The organism is Allobosea sp. NPDC055332 (genome assembly GCF_053645455.1).
This window is the reverse complement of the sequence record NZ_JBSHMO010000004.1, coordinates 62,737-77,865: the sequence shown is the minus strand read 5'-3', so window position 1 is coordinate 77,865 and position 15,129 is coordinate 62,737. Positions and strand designations below refer to the sequence as shown.

The 15,129-nt window shown below is 67.0% G+C and carries 15 protein-coding genes; 7 read left to right on the top strand and 8 right to left on the bottom strand.

Annotated elements, in window-relative coordinates; genetic code table 11:
* The first annotated feature begins 80 nt into the window (after positions 1 to 80).
* The 3 genes from ACWIGM_RS22055 (at position 81) to ACWIGM_RS22045 (ending at position 2,049) form a co-directional block, all read left to right on the top strand.
* The gene (locus ACWIGM_RS22055) at positions 81 to 713 is read left to right on the top strand and encodes a glutathione S-transferase family protein (RefSeq protein WP_454028113.1); all 633 of its coding nucleotides are present in this window, start codon (positions 81 to 83) and stop codon (positions 711 to 713) included.
* 33 nt (positions 714 to 746) lie between these two features.
* Positions 747 to 1,670, top strand: coding sequence for a DMT family transporter (locus ACWIGM_RS22050; RefSeq protein WP_454028112.1), 924 nt, complete (start codon positions 747 to 749; stop codon positions 1,668 to 1,670).
* A gap of 61 nt (positions 1,671 to 1,731) precedes the next feature.
* Entirely contained in the window at positions 1,732 to 2,049 is a 318-nt protein-coding gene (locus ACWIGM_RS22045) for a DMT family transporter (RefSeq protein ID WP_454028111.1), read from the top strand.
* Positions 2,050 to 2,052: 3 nt separating this feature from the next.
* Here the strand turns inward: ACWIGM_RS22045 and ACWIGM_RS22040 are convergent, their stop codons facing one another.
* Complete coding sequence (locus tag ACWIGM_RS22040) at positions 2,053 to 2,955, bottom strand: LysR family transcriptional regulator (RefSeq protein ID WP_454028110.1); 903 nt, start codon at positions 2,953 to 2,955, stop codon at positions 2,053 to 2,055.
* A gap of 25 nt (positions 2,956 to 2,980) precedes the next feature.
* Entirely contained in the window at positions 2,981 to 3,952 is a 972-nt protein-coding gene (locus ACWIGM_RS22035) for a KpsF/GutQ family sugar-phosphate isomerase (protein WP_454028109.1), read from the bottom strand.
* 148 nt (positions 3,953 to 4,100) lie between these two features.
* Between ACWIGM_RS22035 and ACWIGM_RS22030 the strand changes: the two genes are divergently transcribed.
* The gene (locus tag ACWIGM_RS22030; protein ID WP_454028108.1) at positions 4,101 to 5,657 is read left to right on the top strand and encodes an outer membrane beta-barrel protein; all 1,557 of its coding nucleotides are present in this window, start codon (positions 4,101 to 4,103) and stop codon (positions 5,655 to 5,657) included.
* 171 nt (positions 5,658 to 5,828) lie between these two features.
* On the opposite strand, the gene galU is transcribed toward ACWIGM_RS22030, so the two are convergent.
* Entirely contained in the window at positions 5,829 to 6,707 is an 879-nt protein-coding gene (galU, locus tag ACWIGM_RS22025; RefSeq protein WP_454028107.1) for a UTP--glucose-1-phosphate uridylyltransferase GalU, read from the bottom strand.
* A 322-nt stretch (positions 6,708 to 7,029) separates the two neighbouring features.
* Here galU and galE point away from each other — a divergent pair, with 322 nt between their 5' ends.
* The 3 genes from galE (at position 7,030) to ACWIGM_RS22010 (ending at position 10,659) form a co-directional block, all read left to right on the top strand.
* Complete coding sequence (gene galE, locus ACWIGM_RS22020) at positions 7,030 to 8,019, top strand: UDP-glucose 4-epimerase GalE (protein WP_454028106.1); 990 nt, start codon at positions 7,030 to 7,032, stop codon at positions 8,017 to 8,019.
* 88 nt (positions 8,020 to 8,107) lie between these two features.
* Positions 8,108 to 9,343 carry a lytic murein transglycosylase gene (locus ACWIGM_RS22015; protein ID WP_454028105.1) on the top strand — a complete coding sequence of 412 codons (1,236 nt, stop codon included), beginning with the start codon at positions 8,108 to 8,110 and terminating at the stop codon, positions 9,341 to 9,343.
* A gap of 68 nt (positions 9,344 to 9,411) precedes the next feature.
* Positions 9,412 to 10,659: an SGNH/GDSL hydrolase family protein gene (locus ACWIGM_RS22010; RefSeq protein WP_454028104.1), complete on the top strand. Its 1,248-nt coding sequence runs from the start codon at positions 9,412 to 9,414 to the stop codon at positions 10,657 to 10,659.
* A 7-nt stretch (positions 10,660 to 10,666) separates the two neighbouring features.
* Here ACWIGM_RS22010 and ACWIGM_RS22005 read toward each other — a convergent pair whose 3' ends face one another.
* The 5 genes from ACWIGM_RS22005 to ACWIGM_RS21985 form a co-directional block, all read right to left on the bottom strand.
* Positions 10,667 to 11,815, bottom strand: a complete 1,149-nt coding sequence (locus ACWIGM_RS22005) for a winged helix-turn-helix domain-containing protein (RefSeq protein WP_454028103.1) — start codon at positions 11,813 to 11,815, stop codon at positions 10,667 to 10,669.
* 91 nt (positions 11,816 to 11,906) lie between these two features.
* Positions 11,907 to 12,182, bottom strand: coding sequence for a hypothetical protein (locus ACWIGM_RS22000; RefSeq protein WP_454028102.1), 276 nt, complete (start codon positions 12,180 to 12,182; stop codon positions 11,907 to 11,909).
* A 6-nt stretch (positions 12,183 to 12,188) separates the two neighbouring features.
* Positions 12,189 to 13,199 (bottom strand): WD40 repeat domain-containing protein, encoded by a 1,011-nt coding sequence (locus tag ACWIGM_RS21995; protein ID WP_454028101.1) that lies wholly within the window; start codon positions 13,197 to 13,199, stop codon positions 12,189 to 12,191.
* Between the two features lie 15 nt (positions 13,200 to 13,214).
* Positions 13,215 to 14,177 carry a CobW family GTP-binding protein gene (locus ACWIGM_RS21990; RefSeq protein WP_454028100.1) on the bottom strand — a complete coding sequence of 321 codons (963 nt, stop codon included), beginning with the start codon at positions 14,175 to 14,177 and terminating at the stop codon, positions 13,215 to 13,217.
* Between the two features lie 42 nt (positions 14,178 to 14,219).
* Complete coding sequence (locus tag ACWIGM_RS21985; RefSeq protein ID WP_454028099.1) at positions 14,220 to 15,128, bottom strand: metal ABC transporter substrate-binding protein; 909 nt, start codon at positions 15,126 to 15,128, stop codon at positions 14,220 to 14,222.
* Position 15,129 lies beyond the last annotated feature (1 nt).

Here is a 15,129-nt window from a genome sequence, read left to right as displayed (position 1 = left end):
TTATCCTGACGCCTTATAACACATCGTGATGCGCCATCGCACAGACTATCTCATCGGCATCCAGACTTCGGAGCAAGCCGATGACCCCGATCGACCTCTACACCTACCAGACCCCGAACGGCCACAAGGCCTCGATCATGCTCGAGGAAGCCGGCCTACCCTATGCCGTCAACCTCATCGACATCGAGATGGGCGAGCAGCACCGACCGAGCTTCCTGGCGCTCAACCCGAACAACAAGATCCCGGTCATCGTCGACCACGACCATGACCGGACCGTCTTCGAGTCCGGCGCGATCCTGCTCTACCTCGCCGAGCGCTCCGGCGTGCTCCAGCCGAACGGCCCGCAGGCGCTGGGCAAGACGCTGCAATGGAGCTTCTTCCAGGCGGCGCATGTCGGGCCGATGATCGGCCAGCTCTGGCATTTCAAGATCTTCGCCCGGGAGAAGCTGCCCTACGCCATCGAGCGCTATGAGCGCGAGACCACCCGCATCCTGCGTGTCCTCGACGGCGAGCTGGCGCTGCGGCCTTATCTGGTCGAGGCCAGCTACGGCATCGCCGACATCATGGTCTGGCCCTGGATCAATGCGCTGCCTCAGCTCGGCCTGAGCCTCTCCGACACGCCTCATCTGCGGCGCTGGCACGAGACGATCGCCGCCCGTCCCGCCGTGCAGCGCGGCCTTGCCGTGCCGGCGCTCGCGCACGCCGAGGCCTGAGCGCGCTCGGCCAAGCCGATAGGACATCTCGTCATGGATACCCTCTTCATCCCCCTCTCTCTTGCCGCCGGCGGCCTGCTGGCGGTGCAGGCCGGCGCCAATGCGCAATTGTCGAAGGCGACCGGCAGCCCTTTTGCCGCGACGACGATCCAGGTCGTCCTCGCCGCCTTCCTCTTGCTGATCGTGGCAATCGCGACCGGCACAGCGGCCGCCTTCGGCGGGCTTCATGCGGTGCCGTGGTGGCATGCGATCGGCGGCATCGCGACGGCGCTCTATGTCGCCTCGACTATCCTGGTCTTCCCCCGGCTCGGCGCCGTCGTCGCGGTCGGCCTGTTCATCGCCGGTCAGATGCTGGCCTCGCTCGGACTCGATAGCTTCGGCCTGCTCGGGGTGCCCCGGCAGTTGCCGAAGCCGGCCACTTTGCTTGGCACTGCTGCTGTGCTGGTCGGCGTGGTCGCGATCGTCTTCGGCCAGAAGGGCGCGACCAGGGAGCTTTCCGGCTCCAAGCTCGGCTGGATGCTGCTCGCCCTCGTCGCCGGCGCGGTTCTGCCGGTGCAGGGTGCGATCAACGGCCTGCTGCGGCAGGATCTCGGCGCGCCCTTCGTCGTCGGCACGATCAGCTTCGTGGTCGCGACCCTGTCGATGATCACAGTGCTGCTGGTGACGCTGCTGCTGATGGGCGGCGCGAAGCCCCAGCTTGGCGGCCTCAGGACCATGCCCTGGTGGGGCTGGATCGGCGCTATCTGCGGCGCGACCTATGTCACCACAGTCTTCGTCGCCATCCCCGCGATCGGCACTGCCGCCACCGTCGGCCTGACCGTCGCCGGCCAGCAGATCGTCTCGCTCTTCGTCGATCGTTACGGCTGGTTCCGCCTGCCCCAGCGCGAGATCTCGACCCTGCGCTTTGCCGGCGTCGTGGTCCTGCTGCTCGGCGTCGCCGCGATCAAGGTCTTCTGACCTTGAAGCCTCCGGACGGCGCCGATCCGGCGCCGTCCTTCCCATTCCACGGAGACATCCCATGTCCTGGTTGCTGCTCACCGGAGCCGGATTGCTCGAGATCGTCTGGGCGATCGCGCTGAAGCAGGCCGGCGGCTTTACACGCTTCTGGCCGAGCCTGATTGGCATCGTCTCGGCGATCGTCAGCTTCGTGATGCTGTCGCTGGCGCTGAAGCAATTGCCTGTCGGGACCGCCTATGCGGTCTGGGTCGGCATCGGCGCACTCGGCGTCGCCCTCGCCGGTATCGTCACCCTCGGCGAGAGCGCCTCGCCCATGCGCCTTGGCCTGCTTGCGCTGATCCTGATCGGCGTGATCGGCCTCAAGCTGGTCGAGGCGTAATCCTCAAGCGGAGGACGCGCCCTCGCCCTCCAGCAGGGCGTGGCGTTTCCGGAAGGCGCCATAGGCGAAATCGGTGAAAGCGCGGACCCGTGCAGCGGCGCGCAGATCCTCATGGGTCAGGATCCAGAGCGCCGTCTCCATCTCCGGTATGGGACGGCGCACACAGGCAAGGGCCGCGACACTGTCGCCGAGATAGCAAGGTAGTGCCACCAGCCCGAGACCGGCCACCGCCGCCTGCTGCATCGCCAGCAGCGAATCGGCCCGCAGCACGATCTCGCTCTTGCCCAGCTTCGCCTGCATCCAGCGCGCCACCGAGGTCCCGCCGAGCGTGTCGTCCGGCCCGACCCAGCTATGCTCGGCGAGGTCGGCGTGATCATGTCGCGCGAGATATGAGGGAGCGGCATAGATCGCGAACGCGATCTTGCCGACCCGGCGCCCGACCAGCGTCGCCGGGGGGTTGTCGGCGGTGCGCAAGGCGACATCGGCATCGCGCTTGGTCAGGTTGAACATCAGGTTAGAGACGGCGACCTCCAGGGCAATGCCGGGATGGGCTTCGCCGAACTCCGCGAGGATCTCCGGCAGGACCGAGCCCATCAGCGTGTCGGTCGCGGTGATCCGGAGCGTGCCGGAGAGGCGAAGGTCCTGGCCGGCGATCCTGCGTTCGAGCTCGGTAACGGTGCCGGAGATGCTGCGCGCCGCCGCGACGAGTTCTTCGCCACCGGCTGTCAGCACATAACCGGTCGGCAGGCGCTCGAAGAGGCGTAAGGCCAGTTGCTGTTCGAAGGCGGCGATGCGGCGCAGCACGGTCGAATGATTGACGCGCAGTTCGCGCGCCGCGCCGGCGAGCGAGCCGGCCTCGGCGACGGCGAGGACATAGCGCAGGTCATCCCATTCGAGCGCGGCCATGGGCCTCCTCGCCAGATGCTACGTGTCAGGCGACGCCCAGCGCCAGCAGATCATGGACGTGGACGAGGCCGACCGGCCTGTCGTCGGCATCAGCGACGATCAGCGCGGTGACGCGCAACCGGTTGACCATTTCCAGCGCTTCGGCGGTGAGCGCATCCGGCGCGATCCGGCGCGGATCCCGGGTCATCACGTCCCGTGCCAGCCTGCCACCCCAGCCGGCGCCGAGCTTGCGGCGCAGGTCGCCATCGGTAACGACGCCAGCGAGCTTGCCGTCGACATCGATGACGATGGCGCAGCCAAAACCCTTGGCGGTGATCATCGCGACGACATCGGCCATCGCCGCCGTCTCGCCGACGACCGGCAGGCGCTCGCCCGAATGCATGATGGTCGCAACCGTCTTGAGCTGCGCACCAAGCTTGCCACCGGGGTGGTAGACATAGAAATCCTGGCGCGAGAAACCGCGCGCCTCCAGCAGCGCGACGGCGAGCGCATCACCCAGCGCCATCTGCATCGTCGTCGAGGTCGTCGGCGCAAGCCCGTTCGGGCAGGCCTCCTCGGCCTTGGGCAGGACGAGCGCGATATCAGCCTCGCGGCCGAGCGCGCTGTCGCGATTGGCCGTGATCGCGATCAGCCCGACGCGGAAGCGGCGGGTATAGCCGACAATCGCCGAGAGCTCGACCGCCTCGCCCGACCAGGACAGGGCGACGACGACGTCCTCGGGCTGGACCATGCCGAGATCGCCATGGCTGGCTTCAGCCGGATGAACGAAATGCGAGGGCGTGCCGGTCGAGGCGAGCGTCGCCGCGATCTTGCGGCCGACATGGCCGGATTTGCCCATGCCGGTGACGATCACCCGGCCCGAAGAGGCGCGGATCATCTCGACGGCGGCAGCGAAGGGTTGGGCGAGGCCGTTGCCGATCGCCTCGTGCAAGGCGTCGAGCCCGGCGCGCTCGGTGGCGATGGTGCGGAGGGCGGAAGCGCTGATGGTCGCGGTCATGGAGCGCGCCTCTAGCATGCCTGACGCTGCGCTGGCCACCGCGGGAGCTGCGTTGACGCAGCATTAACCCTCTTCGTTCTAACTCCGTTAACCATGCGCGCTTTCCCGGCGCGCGAAGCCTTTGCCTCGCCGGAGCAGCGTCCGCCTCGTGTCCCGTTTCGCCCAGATCTGGTGGCTGGCCGGCGTCGCAGGCTGCTGCGGCGTTGCCGGGCTGACAGCGTGGCCGGAGCAGGCATGGGCTCAGACGCAGCCGATCGACATGCCCGCGCGTGCCCGCACGCCAGCCTTGCGAACCGGCACTCCCGACTATGTCGCTCAAAGGCAAAATCCGGCCCCTGGCAATGCGTCGGCCCTGCCGGCCGCCGCCGGCGAACCGATTGTCCCGCCCCGCGGTCGCTCCAGCGCGGTCTCGCGCGCCCAGCCGCCACGCGCCAGCCAGCCTATTCAGTCCTCGCGGCTGCGCGGCGTCACCCAGCGCCAGTTCCGCGCGCCGCAGCAGGCGGTGTCCAATCTGCCGCCGGAGCTGCCACCACCGCCTCAGCAGCGCCGACGCAAGCTGCCGGAAGAAGACCCTTATGCGCCGCTAGGCCTGCGTCTCGGTAACGTCGTGCTGCGGCCGGCGATCACCGGTTCGGTCGGTTATGACAGCAATCCTTCGCGCGTCTCGGGAGCGAGCAAGGGCTCGCTGTTCAGCCGCACCGAGGGCGAGCTCGGCATCCAGTCCGACTGGAGCGTGCACGAGCTCACCGGCATGCTGCGCGGCGGCTACAGCCGCTATTATCGCGACGACAGCGCCTCGCGTCCGGACGCGGAAGGCAACATGTCGCTGCGCCTTGATGCGACGCGCGACACCCGCATCCTGCTCGAATCGCGTTTGCGCCTCGACACGCAGCGCCCGGGTTCGCCCGATCTCACCGCGGCGGTGCAGGGACGGCCGATCACCTGGGCCTATGGCGCCGCGGCTGGCATCACCCACGACATTAATCGCCTGCAGTTCACCCTGCGCGGTTCGGTCGACCGGCAGGACTATGAGGATGCCGAGCTCAGCAATGGCCGCAAGCTCAGCCAGGCCGACCGCAACCAGACCCAATACGGCCTGCGCCTGCGCGCCGCCTATGAGGTGACGCCCGGCTTCAAGCCTTTCGTCCAGGCCGAGCTCGACACGCGCCAGTTCGACGAGAAGGTCGACTCCAGCGGCTATATGCGCTCCTCCGACGGCTATACCGCGCGGGTCGGCTCGACCTTCGAGATCAGCCGCATGCTCACCGGCGAGGTGTCCGCCGGCTATCAGGACCGCAAATACGAGGATGGGCGACTGCGGAACCTGCGCGGCTTCGTCGGCGACGCCGCGATCCTGTGGACGCCGACGCCGCTGACCACGGTGACGCTGCGCGGCACCTCCGAGCTCGGCGACACCACCATCGCCGGCTCGAGCGGCACGACGGCACGGCGCGTCAATCTCGAAGTGGCGCATGCCCTGCGCCGCAACCTCACCGTCACCGGCTTCGCCAGCTATGGCCGCACTGAATATGACGGCCAGGACCTGCGCGAGGACCTGTCGACCATCGGCGCCAGGATCGAATACAAGCTGACCCGGACCTTCTCGGTCCGCGCCAGCTTCACGCATGAGCGCCTGAACTCGACCAATCCCGGCTCGGACTACACTGCGAACATCGCGCAGGTCGGGTTGAGGGTGCAATTCTGACGGCCAAGGCCGCCACTGCGCATCGACACGACCCAACGCGTCATGCTCGCCCCTGTGGCGAGCATCCACGTCTTGAGCACCACACGCCACAAGGAAGACGTGGATGGTCGGGACAGGCCCGACCATGACGGAGGAGCTGGTTCTGCACTTCGCCGGAAATGACGACCAGGGTTACTTCTTCAGCAATCGCTCGATCTCAGCCCGCAATTGCGGGCCGAGATCGCCGCGCTCCAGCGCATAGGCGACATTGGCGGAAAGGAAGCCGATCTTCGAGCCTGTGTCGTAGATGTCGCCGTCGAAGCGCACCGCGAAGAACTTCTCGAGTTTTGCCAGGGCGATCATCGAGTCAGTCAGCTGGATCTCGCCGCCGGCGCCCTTCTCCTGCTTGGCGAGCAAATCGAAGATCGTCGGCTGCAGGATGTAGCGGCCGGTGATGTGCAGGTTCGACGGCGCCGTGCCCTTCGGCGGCTTCTCGACCATCTTGCTGATCTGCGAGACCTTGGCCTTGGCGTCGGCGACACCGACGATGCCGTATTGATGGGTCTGGTCCTCCGGCACCGGCGCGACAGCGATGTGGTTGCCGCCATGCTCCTCATAGGCTGCGATCATCTCGGCGAGGCAGCCCTTGCCCGCCCCGTGATGCAGCATGTCGGGCAGCAGCAGCGCGAACGGCTCGTCGCCGACGATGTCGCGGGCGCACCAGACGGCGTGGCCGAGGCCGAGCGGCGCCTGCTGGCGGGTGAAGCTCGCCGTGCCTGCCGCCGGCAGATCGTGCTTGAGCGCCTCGAGCTCCTTGGTCTTGCCGCGCTTGGCCAACGTATCGTCGAGCTCATAGGCCATGTCGAAATGGTCCTCGATCACCGCCTTGTTGCGGCCGGTGACGAAGACGAAATGCTCGATCCCGGCGGCGCGCGCCTCGTCGACCACATGCTGGACCACCGGCCGGTCGACGATGGTCAGCATCTCCTTCGGGATCGCCTTGGTGGCGGGCAGGAAACGGGTGCCGAGACCAGCGACGGGAAAGACCGCCTTGCGGATTTTCTTGATCATGCGCGTCCATCTCGCGCGCCCCTGGCGCGCGCCTGCTGAAAATCGGAGGGCTTGGGGAGAGCCGGCTTCGCCCGTTGATGCCGGTCTTGTTTAGGCTGACCCGCGATTCTGGCGAAAGCCGGGCCGACCCTGTTATCGAATACCAGTCGGGCCTTGCCGATACGTCAATACTCCTGCTGTAGATTGCTGGATTTGCCGCCCTGGCTCCCATTCTTGCATGGCTTCACCGAGGCCCTGCCCGAGATTAGCCATCTCGCGCCGACAGGCTGGTTCGAACTGTCGTGATTCCGGTCTATGCCGGTCACGTGACGAGGAGACGAAGATGGCAATTCTGGTTTCGGGCGGCGCCGGCTACATCGGCAGCCATATGGTCCTCGAGCTGCTGGACCGCGGCGAAAAGGTCGTGGTGCTCGACGATCTCTCGACCGGCTTCTGGTGGGCGGTGCCGCAGGAAGCGACCCTGGTACGCGGCGACATGGGCGACCAGGCCCTGGTCGAGCGCACCATTGCCGAGCACGGCATCAGCGAGATCGCGCATTTCGCGGCGAAGATCGTGGTGCCGGATTCGGTGTCAGACCCCCTCGGCTACTACCAGAACAACACGGTCAAGACACGGGCGCTGCTGGAGAGCGCCGTGCGTGGCGGCATCAAGCATGTGATCTTCTCCTCGACGGCCGCCGTCTATGGCGAGCCGCCGGTCTCGCCGGTCCCGGAGGAGATCGCGCTCAACCCGATCAATCCCTATGGCCGCTCCAAGCTGATGAGCGAATGGATGCTCGGCGACGTCGCCCGCGCCCATGGCCTGACCTATGTCGCGCTACGCTATTTCAACGTAGCCGGCGCCGATCCCAGGGGTCGTTCAGGCCAGTCCAGCACCAACGCCACCCATCTGATCAAGGTCGCGAGCCAGGCGGCGCTCGGCCAGCGTGCCGGGCTCGACATCTTCGGCACCGATTATGCGACGCCGGACGGCACCTGCGTGCGCGACTACATCCACGTCACCGATCTCGCCCGCGCCCATCTGGCGGCGCTCGACCATTTGCGCGCCGGCGGCGGGAACCTGACGCTGAACTGCGGCTATGGCCGCGGCTACTCGGTCAAGGAAGTCGTCGAGGTGGTGAAGGAGGTCTCGGGCGTCGATTTCCCGGTCCGGCTCTCGCCGCGCCGCGCCGGCGATCCGGCCGCGCTGGTCGCCAAGGCCGACCGCATCCGCGCCGAGCTCGGCTGGCAGCCGGAACATGACGATCTCACGCAGATCGTGACGCAAGCACTCGCCTGGGAGGAGAGCCTGCGCAAGCGCAACGCCAGCTAGCACAGGATTTGGCGCGGCGTTAACCCATGGTTAACCTCGTTCGGGCGCTGTGGTGGAAAGACACTGCGACCGAGCCTGAGGAGCAACCATGCGCCCCGTCACCGTTCTCGCCTTCGCCGTGGCGCTCGGCCTTGGGCCAGCGCTCGCGCAGACTACGGGTTCGATCAATCCGGCACGTGCACAGACCCCCAAGCCCGAAGCGCGGCCGGCCGCACCGGGCTTCGACGGCTTCCTGAAGGCGCTCTGGCCGATGGCGCAGGCCCGCGGCATCTCGCGCAAGACCTTCGACCTCGCGTTCCAGGGCGTGACACCCGATCCGTCGATCGTGGCGCTGACCCGCAAGCAGTCGGAATTCGTCGCGCCGATCTGGAGCTATCTCAACAGCGCGGTCGGCGGAGGCCGCATCTCGCGCGGCCGCGAGATGCTGGAAGCTCATGCCGGCGTGCTCTCCCAGGCTGAATCGCGCTATGGCGTGCCCAAGGAGATCATCCTTGGTATCTGGGGAATGGAGACCAATTACGGCTCGTTCAAGGGCGATAAGGACGTGATCCGCTCGCTCGCGACGCTGGCGAACATCCGCTATCGCGGCGACTTCTTCCGCGACGAGCTCCTGACCGCGCTGGAGCTGATCGAGAAGGGCCATGTCGAGCGCAGCGAACTGCGCGGCTCCTGGGCCGGCGCCATGGGCCACACCCAGTTCATGCCGTCGAGCTATATGAAATACGCGGTCGACCAGACCGGTGACGGCCATGCCGACATCTGGACCTCGACCAGCGACGCCATCGCCTCGACCGCCAACTACCTCAAGGGCTATGGCTGGACCCCCGGCCTGCCCTGGGGCATCGAGGTCGTGGTGCCAGAGGGCTTCGACCACAATCTCTATCGCGCCAGCTTCTCCTCCTTCCGCTCTGCCGGCGTGCGCCGCGCCGATGGCGGTTCGCTCCCGTCTTCGGGCGAGGCCAGGCTGTTCTACCCGGCCGGGCATACCGGCCCGGCCATGCTGCTGACCGCGAATTTCGACGTCATCAAGAAGTACAATTCCTCCGATGCCTATGCGCTCGCCGTCGGCCATCTCGGCGACCGGATCGTCGGCCGGCCAGCTTTGCAAGGCGACTGGCCGGTGAAGGCACCGCGGCTCGACAAAGCGGGGATCACCGACGTCCAGCGCCGGCTGAAGGGTCTCGGCCTCTACAATCACGACGCCGATGGGCGCATCGGCACCGGCACGCGCGAGGCAGTCAGGCAGTACCAGCTGCGCGTCGGCATGCTCGCGGACGGCTACCCAACCCCAGCCTTGCTGACGCGGATGAAGGCGCCACGCTGACGAAGCCGGCGATCGCGACTATATTGGCTTGCGGCGCCACCCCCTGACCGGCGCCGATCGAGAGCACGATGCGCCCGCGTTCGCTCTTCATGATTCTGGCCTCGGCCTTGCTCGTGCTCGCGACCGGCGGGCCGGTCTCGATCGCCCAGAACCCGATGCCGCCGGGTCGGATACCGCAGGCGCCGCCGCAAGGCCGCAGCCTGTTCAACATGTTCTGGCAGATTCCGGAGCGGCCGGCCGTGCAGCCACGGCAACAGCCGCGCCAGCGCGTCGCGCCGGTCCAGCGCCGGGCGCCGACCCGCGTCGTCGTCCGGGACGATCCGGTCATTCCCAAAGTCGACGTCAACCACCACGTGCTGGTCATCGGCGACACTTTGGCCGGGCAGATCGCCGAAGGGCTGGAGGACAGCCTCGAGGATCGCGCCGATGTCGCCGTGGTCAACAAGGCCAAGGCCGATAGCGGCCTGGTCCGGACCGATTTCTACGACTGGCCGAAAGCGACTGGCGAGCTGCTGGCAGCCGACCCCAAGGTCATGGTCGGCGTCGTCATCCTCGGGCCGAACGACCGCCAGGTGATCCGCGAGGGCGAAGTCACGCATGAGCCGCTGAGCGAGCGCTGGCTCCAGCTCTACAAGGCGCGGATCGAGGCGGTCGCCTCGGCCTTCGGCGCCAGACGCGTGCCGCTGATCTGGGTGGGAGCGCCGCCGATGCAGAATCCTCGCCTGTCCGCCGACCTGATCACGCTGAACGACCTCTTCCGCAAGAGCGTGGAAGCGGGCGGTGGTCAGTTCGTCGACCTCTGGGGTGCCTATGTCGACGGCGAGAACCGCTACACCGCGACCGGGCCGGATGTGAGCGGGCAGATCGCCAAGCTCCGGCTCGGCGACGGCGTCCATTTCACCAAGGCCGGTGCTCGCAAGGCGGCGCATTTCATCGACGTCGGCATTCGCCGTCTGCTCGAGGGCGCGCCGACGCAAAACGTCATCGCGCTACCGACCTCCCCCGACGCCGGCGCCCCGATCACGCCCGAACTGCAGCCGGGCGGCGTCGAGCGCCTGATCGACCGCATGGTCAGCGGCCTGCCCGTCGATCTTGGGCTCGTCCCGGTCGTTCCACAAAGGCCGCTCGCCGGGCCGATCCTGCCGCTGACCAGTGCGATTCCCGGCGCTGGCGACGCTGCGCTGATCACCTCTGTCCAGGAGGCGCGTGGTCGCGGCGACGTCGCGGCAGGGCTCGACCGAGTCTTCGGCCAGGGCATCGCGCCCGAGCCGCGCCCCGGCCGTGCCGACGATTTCCGCTGGCCCCGACTGAACTGAACCGCCGTCAGCCGAGCTGAAACCGCTCGAAGCGCTGCATCTCCTCGTCGACCTGACGCTTCAGCTCTGCCGACGGTTCGGGCTCCAGCCAGGTCCATTGCTGCACCAGAAGCTTGCGCGCTGCCCGGTCGGTCTTGAGATCGGCGACGGCAACGATACGGTCGCCCGCCAGCACCGGCAGGCCGAAATAACCGAAGACGCGCTTCTCCTTCGGCAGATAGGCCTCGAAGACGTGGTCGTAGCCGAAGAACAGCTTCAGCCGCTTGCGCTGGATGATCAGCGGATCGAAGGGCGAAAGGATGTGGACGAGGCTGTCATCGGCCGGCCCAGATGGCTCCAGCACGTCCGGCATCGCCCAATGCGGCATCTTGTCCGCGCCTTCGATCGCGACCGGCACCAGCTCCTTGCGCCTGACGCGGCCGGCAATGAGCTCGGCGACAGCCTTCTTGCTTGGCGCGTCGAGGTGGCAGATCGAATCCAGACTGACGATGCCCTGCGCCCGCAGGGCGCGGTCGAGCTTGTAGGCCGCGACCTGGCGCTCCGATGCCGGCGCCGGCTGCTTCTCCCAGCCGAAATGCCGGTCGAGCAGCTCATAGGTCTTGAGCATGCCCGAGCGGGCGGAGATCACGAGCTCGCCGTCGTAGAAGGCGCGTTCGAGCAGGCCCTTGGACGGCTTCTTGCTCGCCCAAAGATGCGTCTTCTCGACCAGCACGTCGGTGTCGATGTCGCGGATGGTGAGCGCCCCGTCCTTGCGGATGCGGCGCAGCAGCTTGCGCGTCTCGTCGCGACCGCCGACCGAAGCCCAGCGCTTCGGCTCGGCGCGATGCGCCTTCATCGCCGGCAGGAAATAGCGGAGGTCAGCGGTGGGGACATAGGACAGCGCATGCGTCCAGTACTCGAACACCGACTTGTCCTGCGCCTGCGCTTGCGCGAGGTCGTCGCGGCGATAGGCCGGAATCCGGCTATAGAGGATGTGATGGTGGCAGCGCTCGATCACGTTGATCGTGTCGATCTGGACGTAGCCGAGCTGGGCCACGGCTGCAGTCGTCGCCTCCGGGCCGCCGCCGAAGGGCTCGCGCGTGTCGAGCCTCTGGGCCTTGAGCCAGATCCGGCGTGCCGCCGCCTTGTCGAGTGTCAGGATCTTTCGCGGTCGCATCGCCATGAGAGCAAGCTAGCGACGGCATCGCCAAAGGTTAAGGCACGCAGCCGCCACCTGCTGACACATCATGGCGGTGGTCTTGGCCGGCTCAGCCCGGGGTGGACAATGCCTGCGCCAGCGCCTCCGGCGTCAGCTCCGCCAACCCCATCTGGACTTTGAAGGCCCTAGTCTTCTCGCCGGGCTTCATCACCAGGATCACCGTTTCGGTCCCGGGGCAGGCGGGATCGGCGCAAAGGATCTCGTTGACGGCGATCACCGCGTTCTCCGGCAGGTCGAGCAGCTCGCGCACCCGTCGCTTGACCTGCGCCGAGGCATCGGCCCCGGCTGCATCGCGCTTGTCCCTGCCGAACAGGCCAAAGCGCATCTCCGTTCAGCCGCCCGGCAGGGTCAGCACGCCCGCCGCGCCATCTTCAGCACCGAAGGCGAGGCGCTTGCCGAGCTTGTCCCAGGCGAAGGCGGTGATGCCGCTGCCACGCTGCGCCGGGCGAACCAGCAGCTCGGAAGCGTCGGTCAGGCGCACCATCAGGATGCAGCCATCGTCATAGCCGATCGCCAGCACCAGCGCCTTGGGATGGAAAGCGACGCGGGTGACCTTGGCGTGGCGAGCTCCGCATTCGCGCGGCGCCTTGCCGGTCGGCCCCTCGCCCTGGAAAGGCCAGACGATCGCGGCGTCCGCGCCGCTGGAGGCGAGCCAGAGCCCGTCATGCGACCAGGACAGCGAGCGGGGCTTCGCCGGATAGCCGGTCATGCGCATATGGTTCGGCTTCTCGCCGAGGCGCCAGCCATGCAGCGCATTTTCCTGCATCGAAGTGACCACGAAGCGCCCGTCGGGTGACCAGGTCACATCGAGATGCGAGCCCTTCCATTCGAGGAAGTCGGGCCTGGCCTCGGTGTTCGGATACCAGAGCAGCACGCCGTTCATCTGCGCGATGGCGAGGCGGTAGCCCTTCGGTGCAAGGCTGAGGCCCTGCGGCGTCGAGGCGACATCGATCGACCTGAGCTTGCCCTTGTCGTCGCGGGCCTGGACATCGCGGCCGCTGTTCCAGGCGAGGCTGCCCGATGGCGATACCGTGACGGCGTCGATCCAGCGCCGCTTCGGATCGCGTGCAAGTTCCTCCGGCGCGCCATCGGCCGATGTCGCGACGACACGGCCGTCATCGCCGCCGCTGATCAGGCGCGCCCCGTCCGAGGCAGCGCAGAGCAAACCGCCGGCATGCGCTTCGACGGCCTCCGTCTCGCCCTCGCGCCAGCGCAGCACCCGCCCGTCTGAGAGGGCGAGCGCCAGCGTCTGCTTCAGCCAGACGGCGCCGACGACATGTTCGCCGGCTTCGATGGGAACGACATGCTCGCGCAGCGAGACGGGTTTGGTGATGGTCTCCATGGCCTTGGCTTTAGCTCAAGCCGCGCAGGCCATGAACCCCTTTCGCAGTGCCGCCTCGTCGAGATCGCGGCCAATGAAGACCAGACGCGACTCACGCGTCTCGCCGGACTTCCAGTCGCGCTGCAGGTCACCGTCCAGGATCATGTGCACGCCCTGGAAGACGAAGCGGCGCGGCTCGTCCTTGAAGGCCAGAATGCCCTTGGAGCGCAGGATGTTCGGGCCCTGCACCTGGCTGATGTCGTTGATCCACGGCATGAACTTGTCGGGGTCGACATCGCCGGGGATGGTGAAGGACATCGAGCGGACGTCCTCCGAGTGATGGTGATGGTGGCCGGCCTCGAGGAAATCGGGCTCGATGTCGAGGATGCGGTCGAGATCGAAGGCGTTGCGATCGAGCAGGTCGGCGATCGGCAGGTCGCAACGCGTCGTCTTGTGCAGCTTGGCATAGGGGTTGATCGCGCGGATCGTCGCCTCGACCTCGGCGAGCTGCTCCGGCGTCACCAGATCCGTCTTGTTGAGGATGATCACGTCGGCGAAGGCGATCTGGTTCTTCGCTTCCGGCGCATCCTTGAGCCGGTCCTTCAGCCACTTGGCATCGGTGACGGTCACGACCGCGTCGAGCTTGGTGGCATCGCCGACATCCTGGTCGACGAAGAAGGTCTGGGCGACCGGGGCGGGATCGGCGAGGCCGGTGGTCTCGACGATGATCGCATCGAACTTGCCCTTGCGCTTCATCAGTCCGTCGAGGATGCGGATCAGGTCACCGCGCACCGTGCAGCAGATGCAGCCATTGTTCATCTCGAACACTTCCTCGTCGGCGCCGACGACGAGGTCGCCATCGATGCCGGTCTCGCCGAACTCGTTGACGATCACGGCGAATTTCTTGCCGTGGTCCTCGGTGAGGATGCGATTGAGGAGCGTGGTCTTGCCGGCGCCCAGATAGCCGGTGAGCACCGTGACGGGAATCTTCTCGGACATGACTAGAACCTGGTTGGCGGCGCTGCTGCGATCGCGGCTCGGTCAGGCCGGGCCGGCGACGAGCGCCTTCTCGATCTGGCTTATATTGTGTTTCATCATCGCGATGTAAGTCCCGGCAGGACCGTCAGCGGCCGAAAGCGCGTCGGAGTAGAGCCGACCGCCGATCTTCGCGCCGCTCTCCCGTGCGATCTGCTCGGCCAGGCGCGGATTGGTGATGTTCTCGAGGAACACCGCCGGTACCTTCTCTGCCTTGATCTGGCGGATGATCCGGGCGACGTCCTTGGCCGAGGCCTCCGCCTCGGTCGAGACGCCCTGCGGCGCAATGAACGCAATGCCATAGGCCTTGGCGAAATAGCCGAAGGCGTCATGCGAGGTGATCGCCTTGCGCCGGTCGACCGGAATGCGCGCGACCGTTGCCTTGATCTCGGCTTCCAGCGCATCGAGCTTGGCAAGGTAAGCGGTGGCATTGGCTTCGTAGGCGGCCTTGCCAGCCGGGTCGGCTGCGACCAGGGCATCGCGGACATTGCCGACATAGAGCTTGGCGTTGGCTACGCTCTGCCAGGCATGCGGATCCTCGCCGCCATGAGCGTGGCCGTGATCATCGGCCATCTTGAGCGGGGTGATGCCGGTGGTCGCGGTTGCGACGGTCGCCTTCGTGCCCGACGACTTGACCAGCCTGGTCAGCCAGCCCTCGAATTTCAGCCCGTTGACGACGACGAGCTTCGCACCGGCCACCGTCTTGGCGTCGGCCGGCGTCGGCGAATAGACATGGGCGTCGCCATCGGGGCCGACCAGCAAGGTCACCGCGACCCGGTCGCCACCGATCTCGCGAACGAAATCGCCGAGGATCGAGAAGCTGGCGACGACGGGCAGCTTCTCCTGGGCAAAGGCCGGCAATGGCAGGGCAACGCCGGCGGCAAGGCCGAGGAGGACGGAGCGACGGTTCAGCATG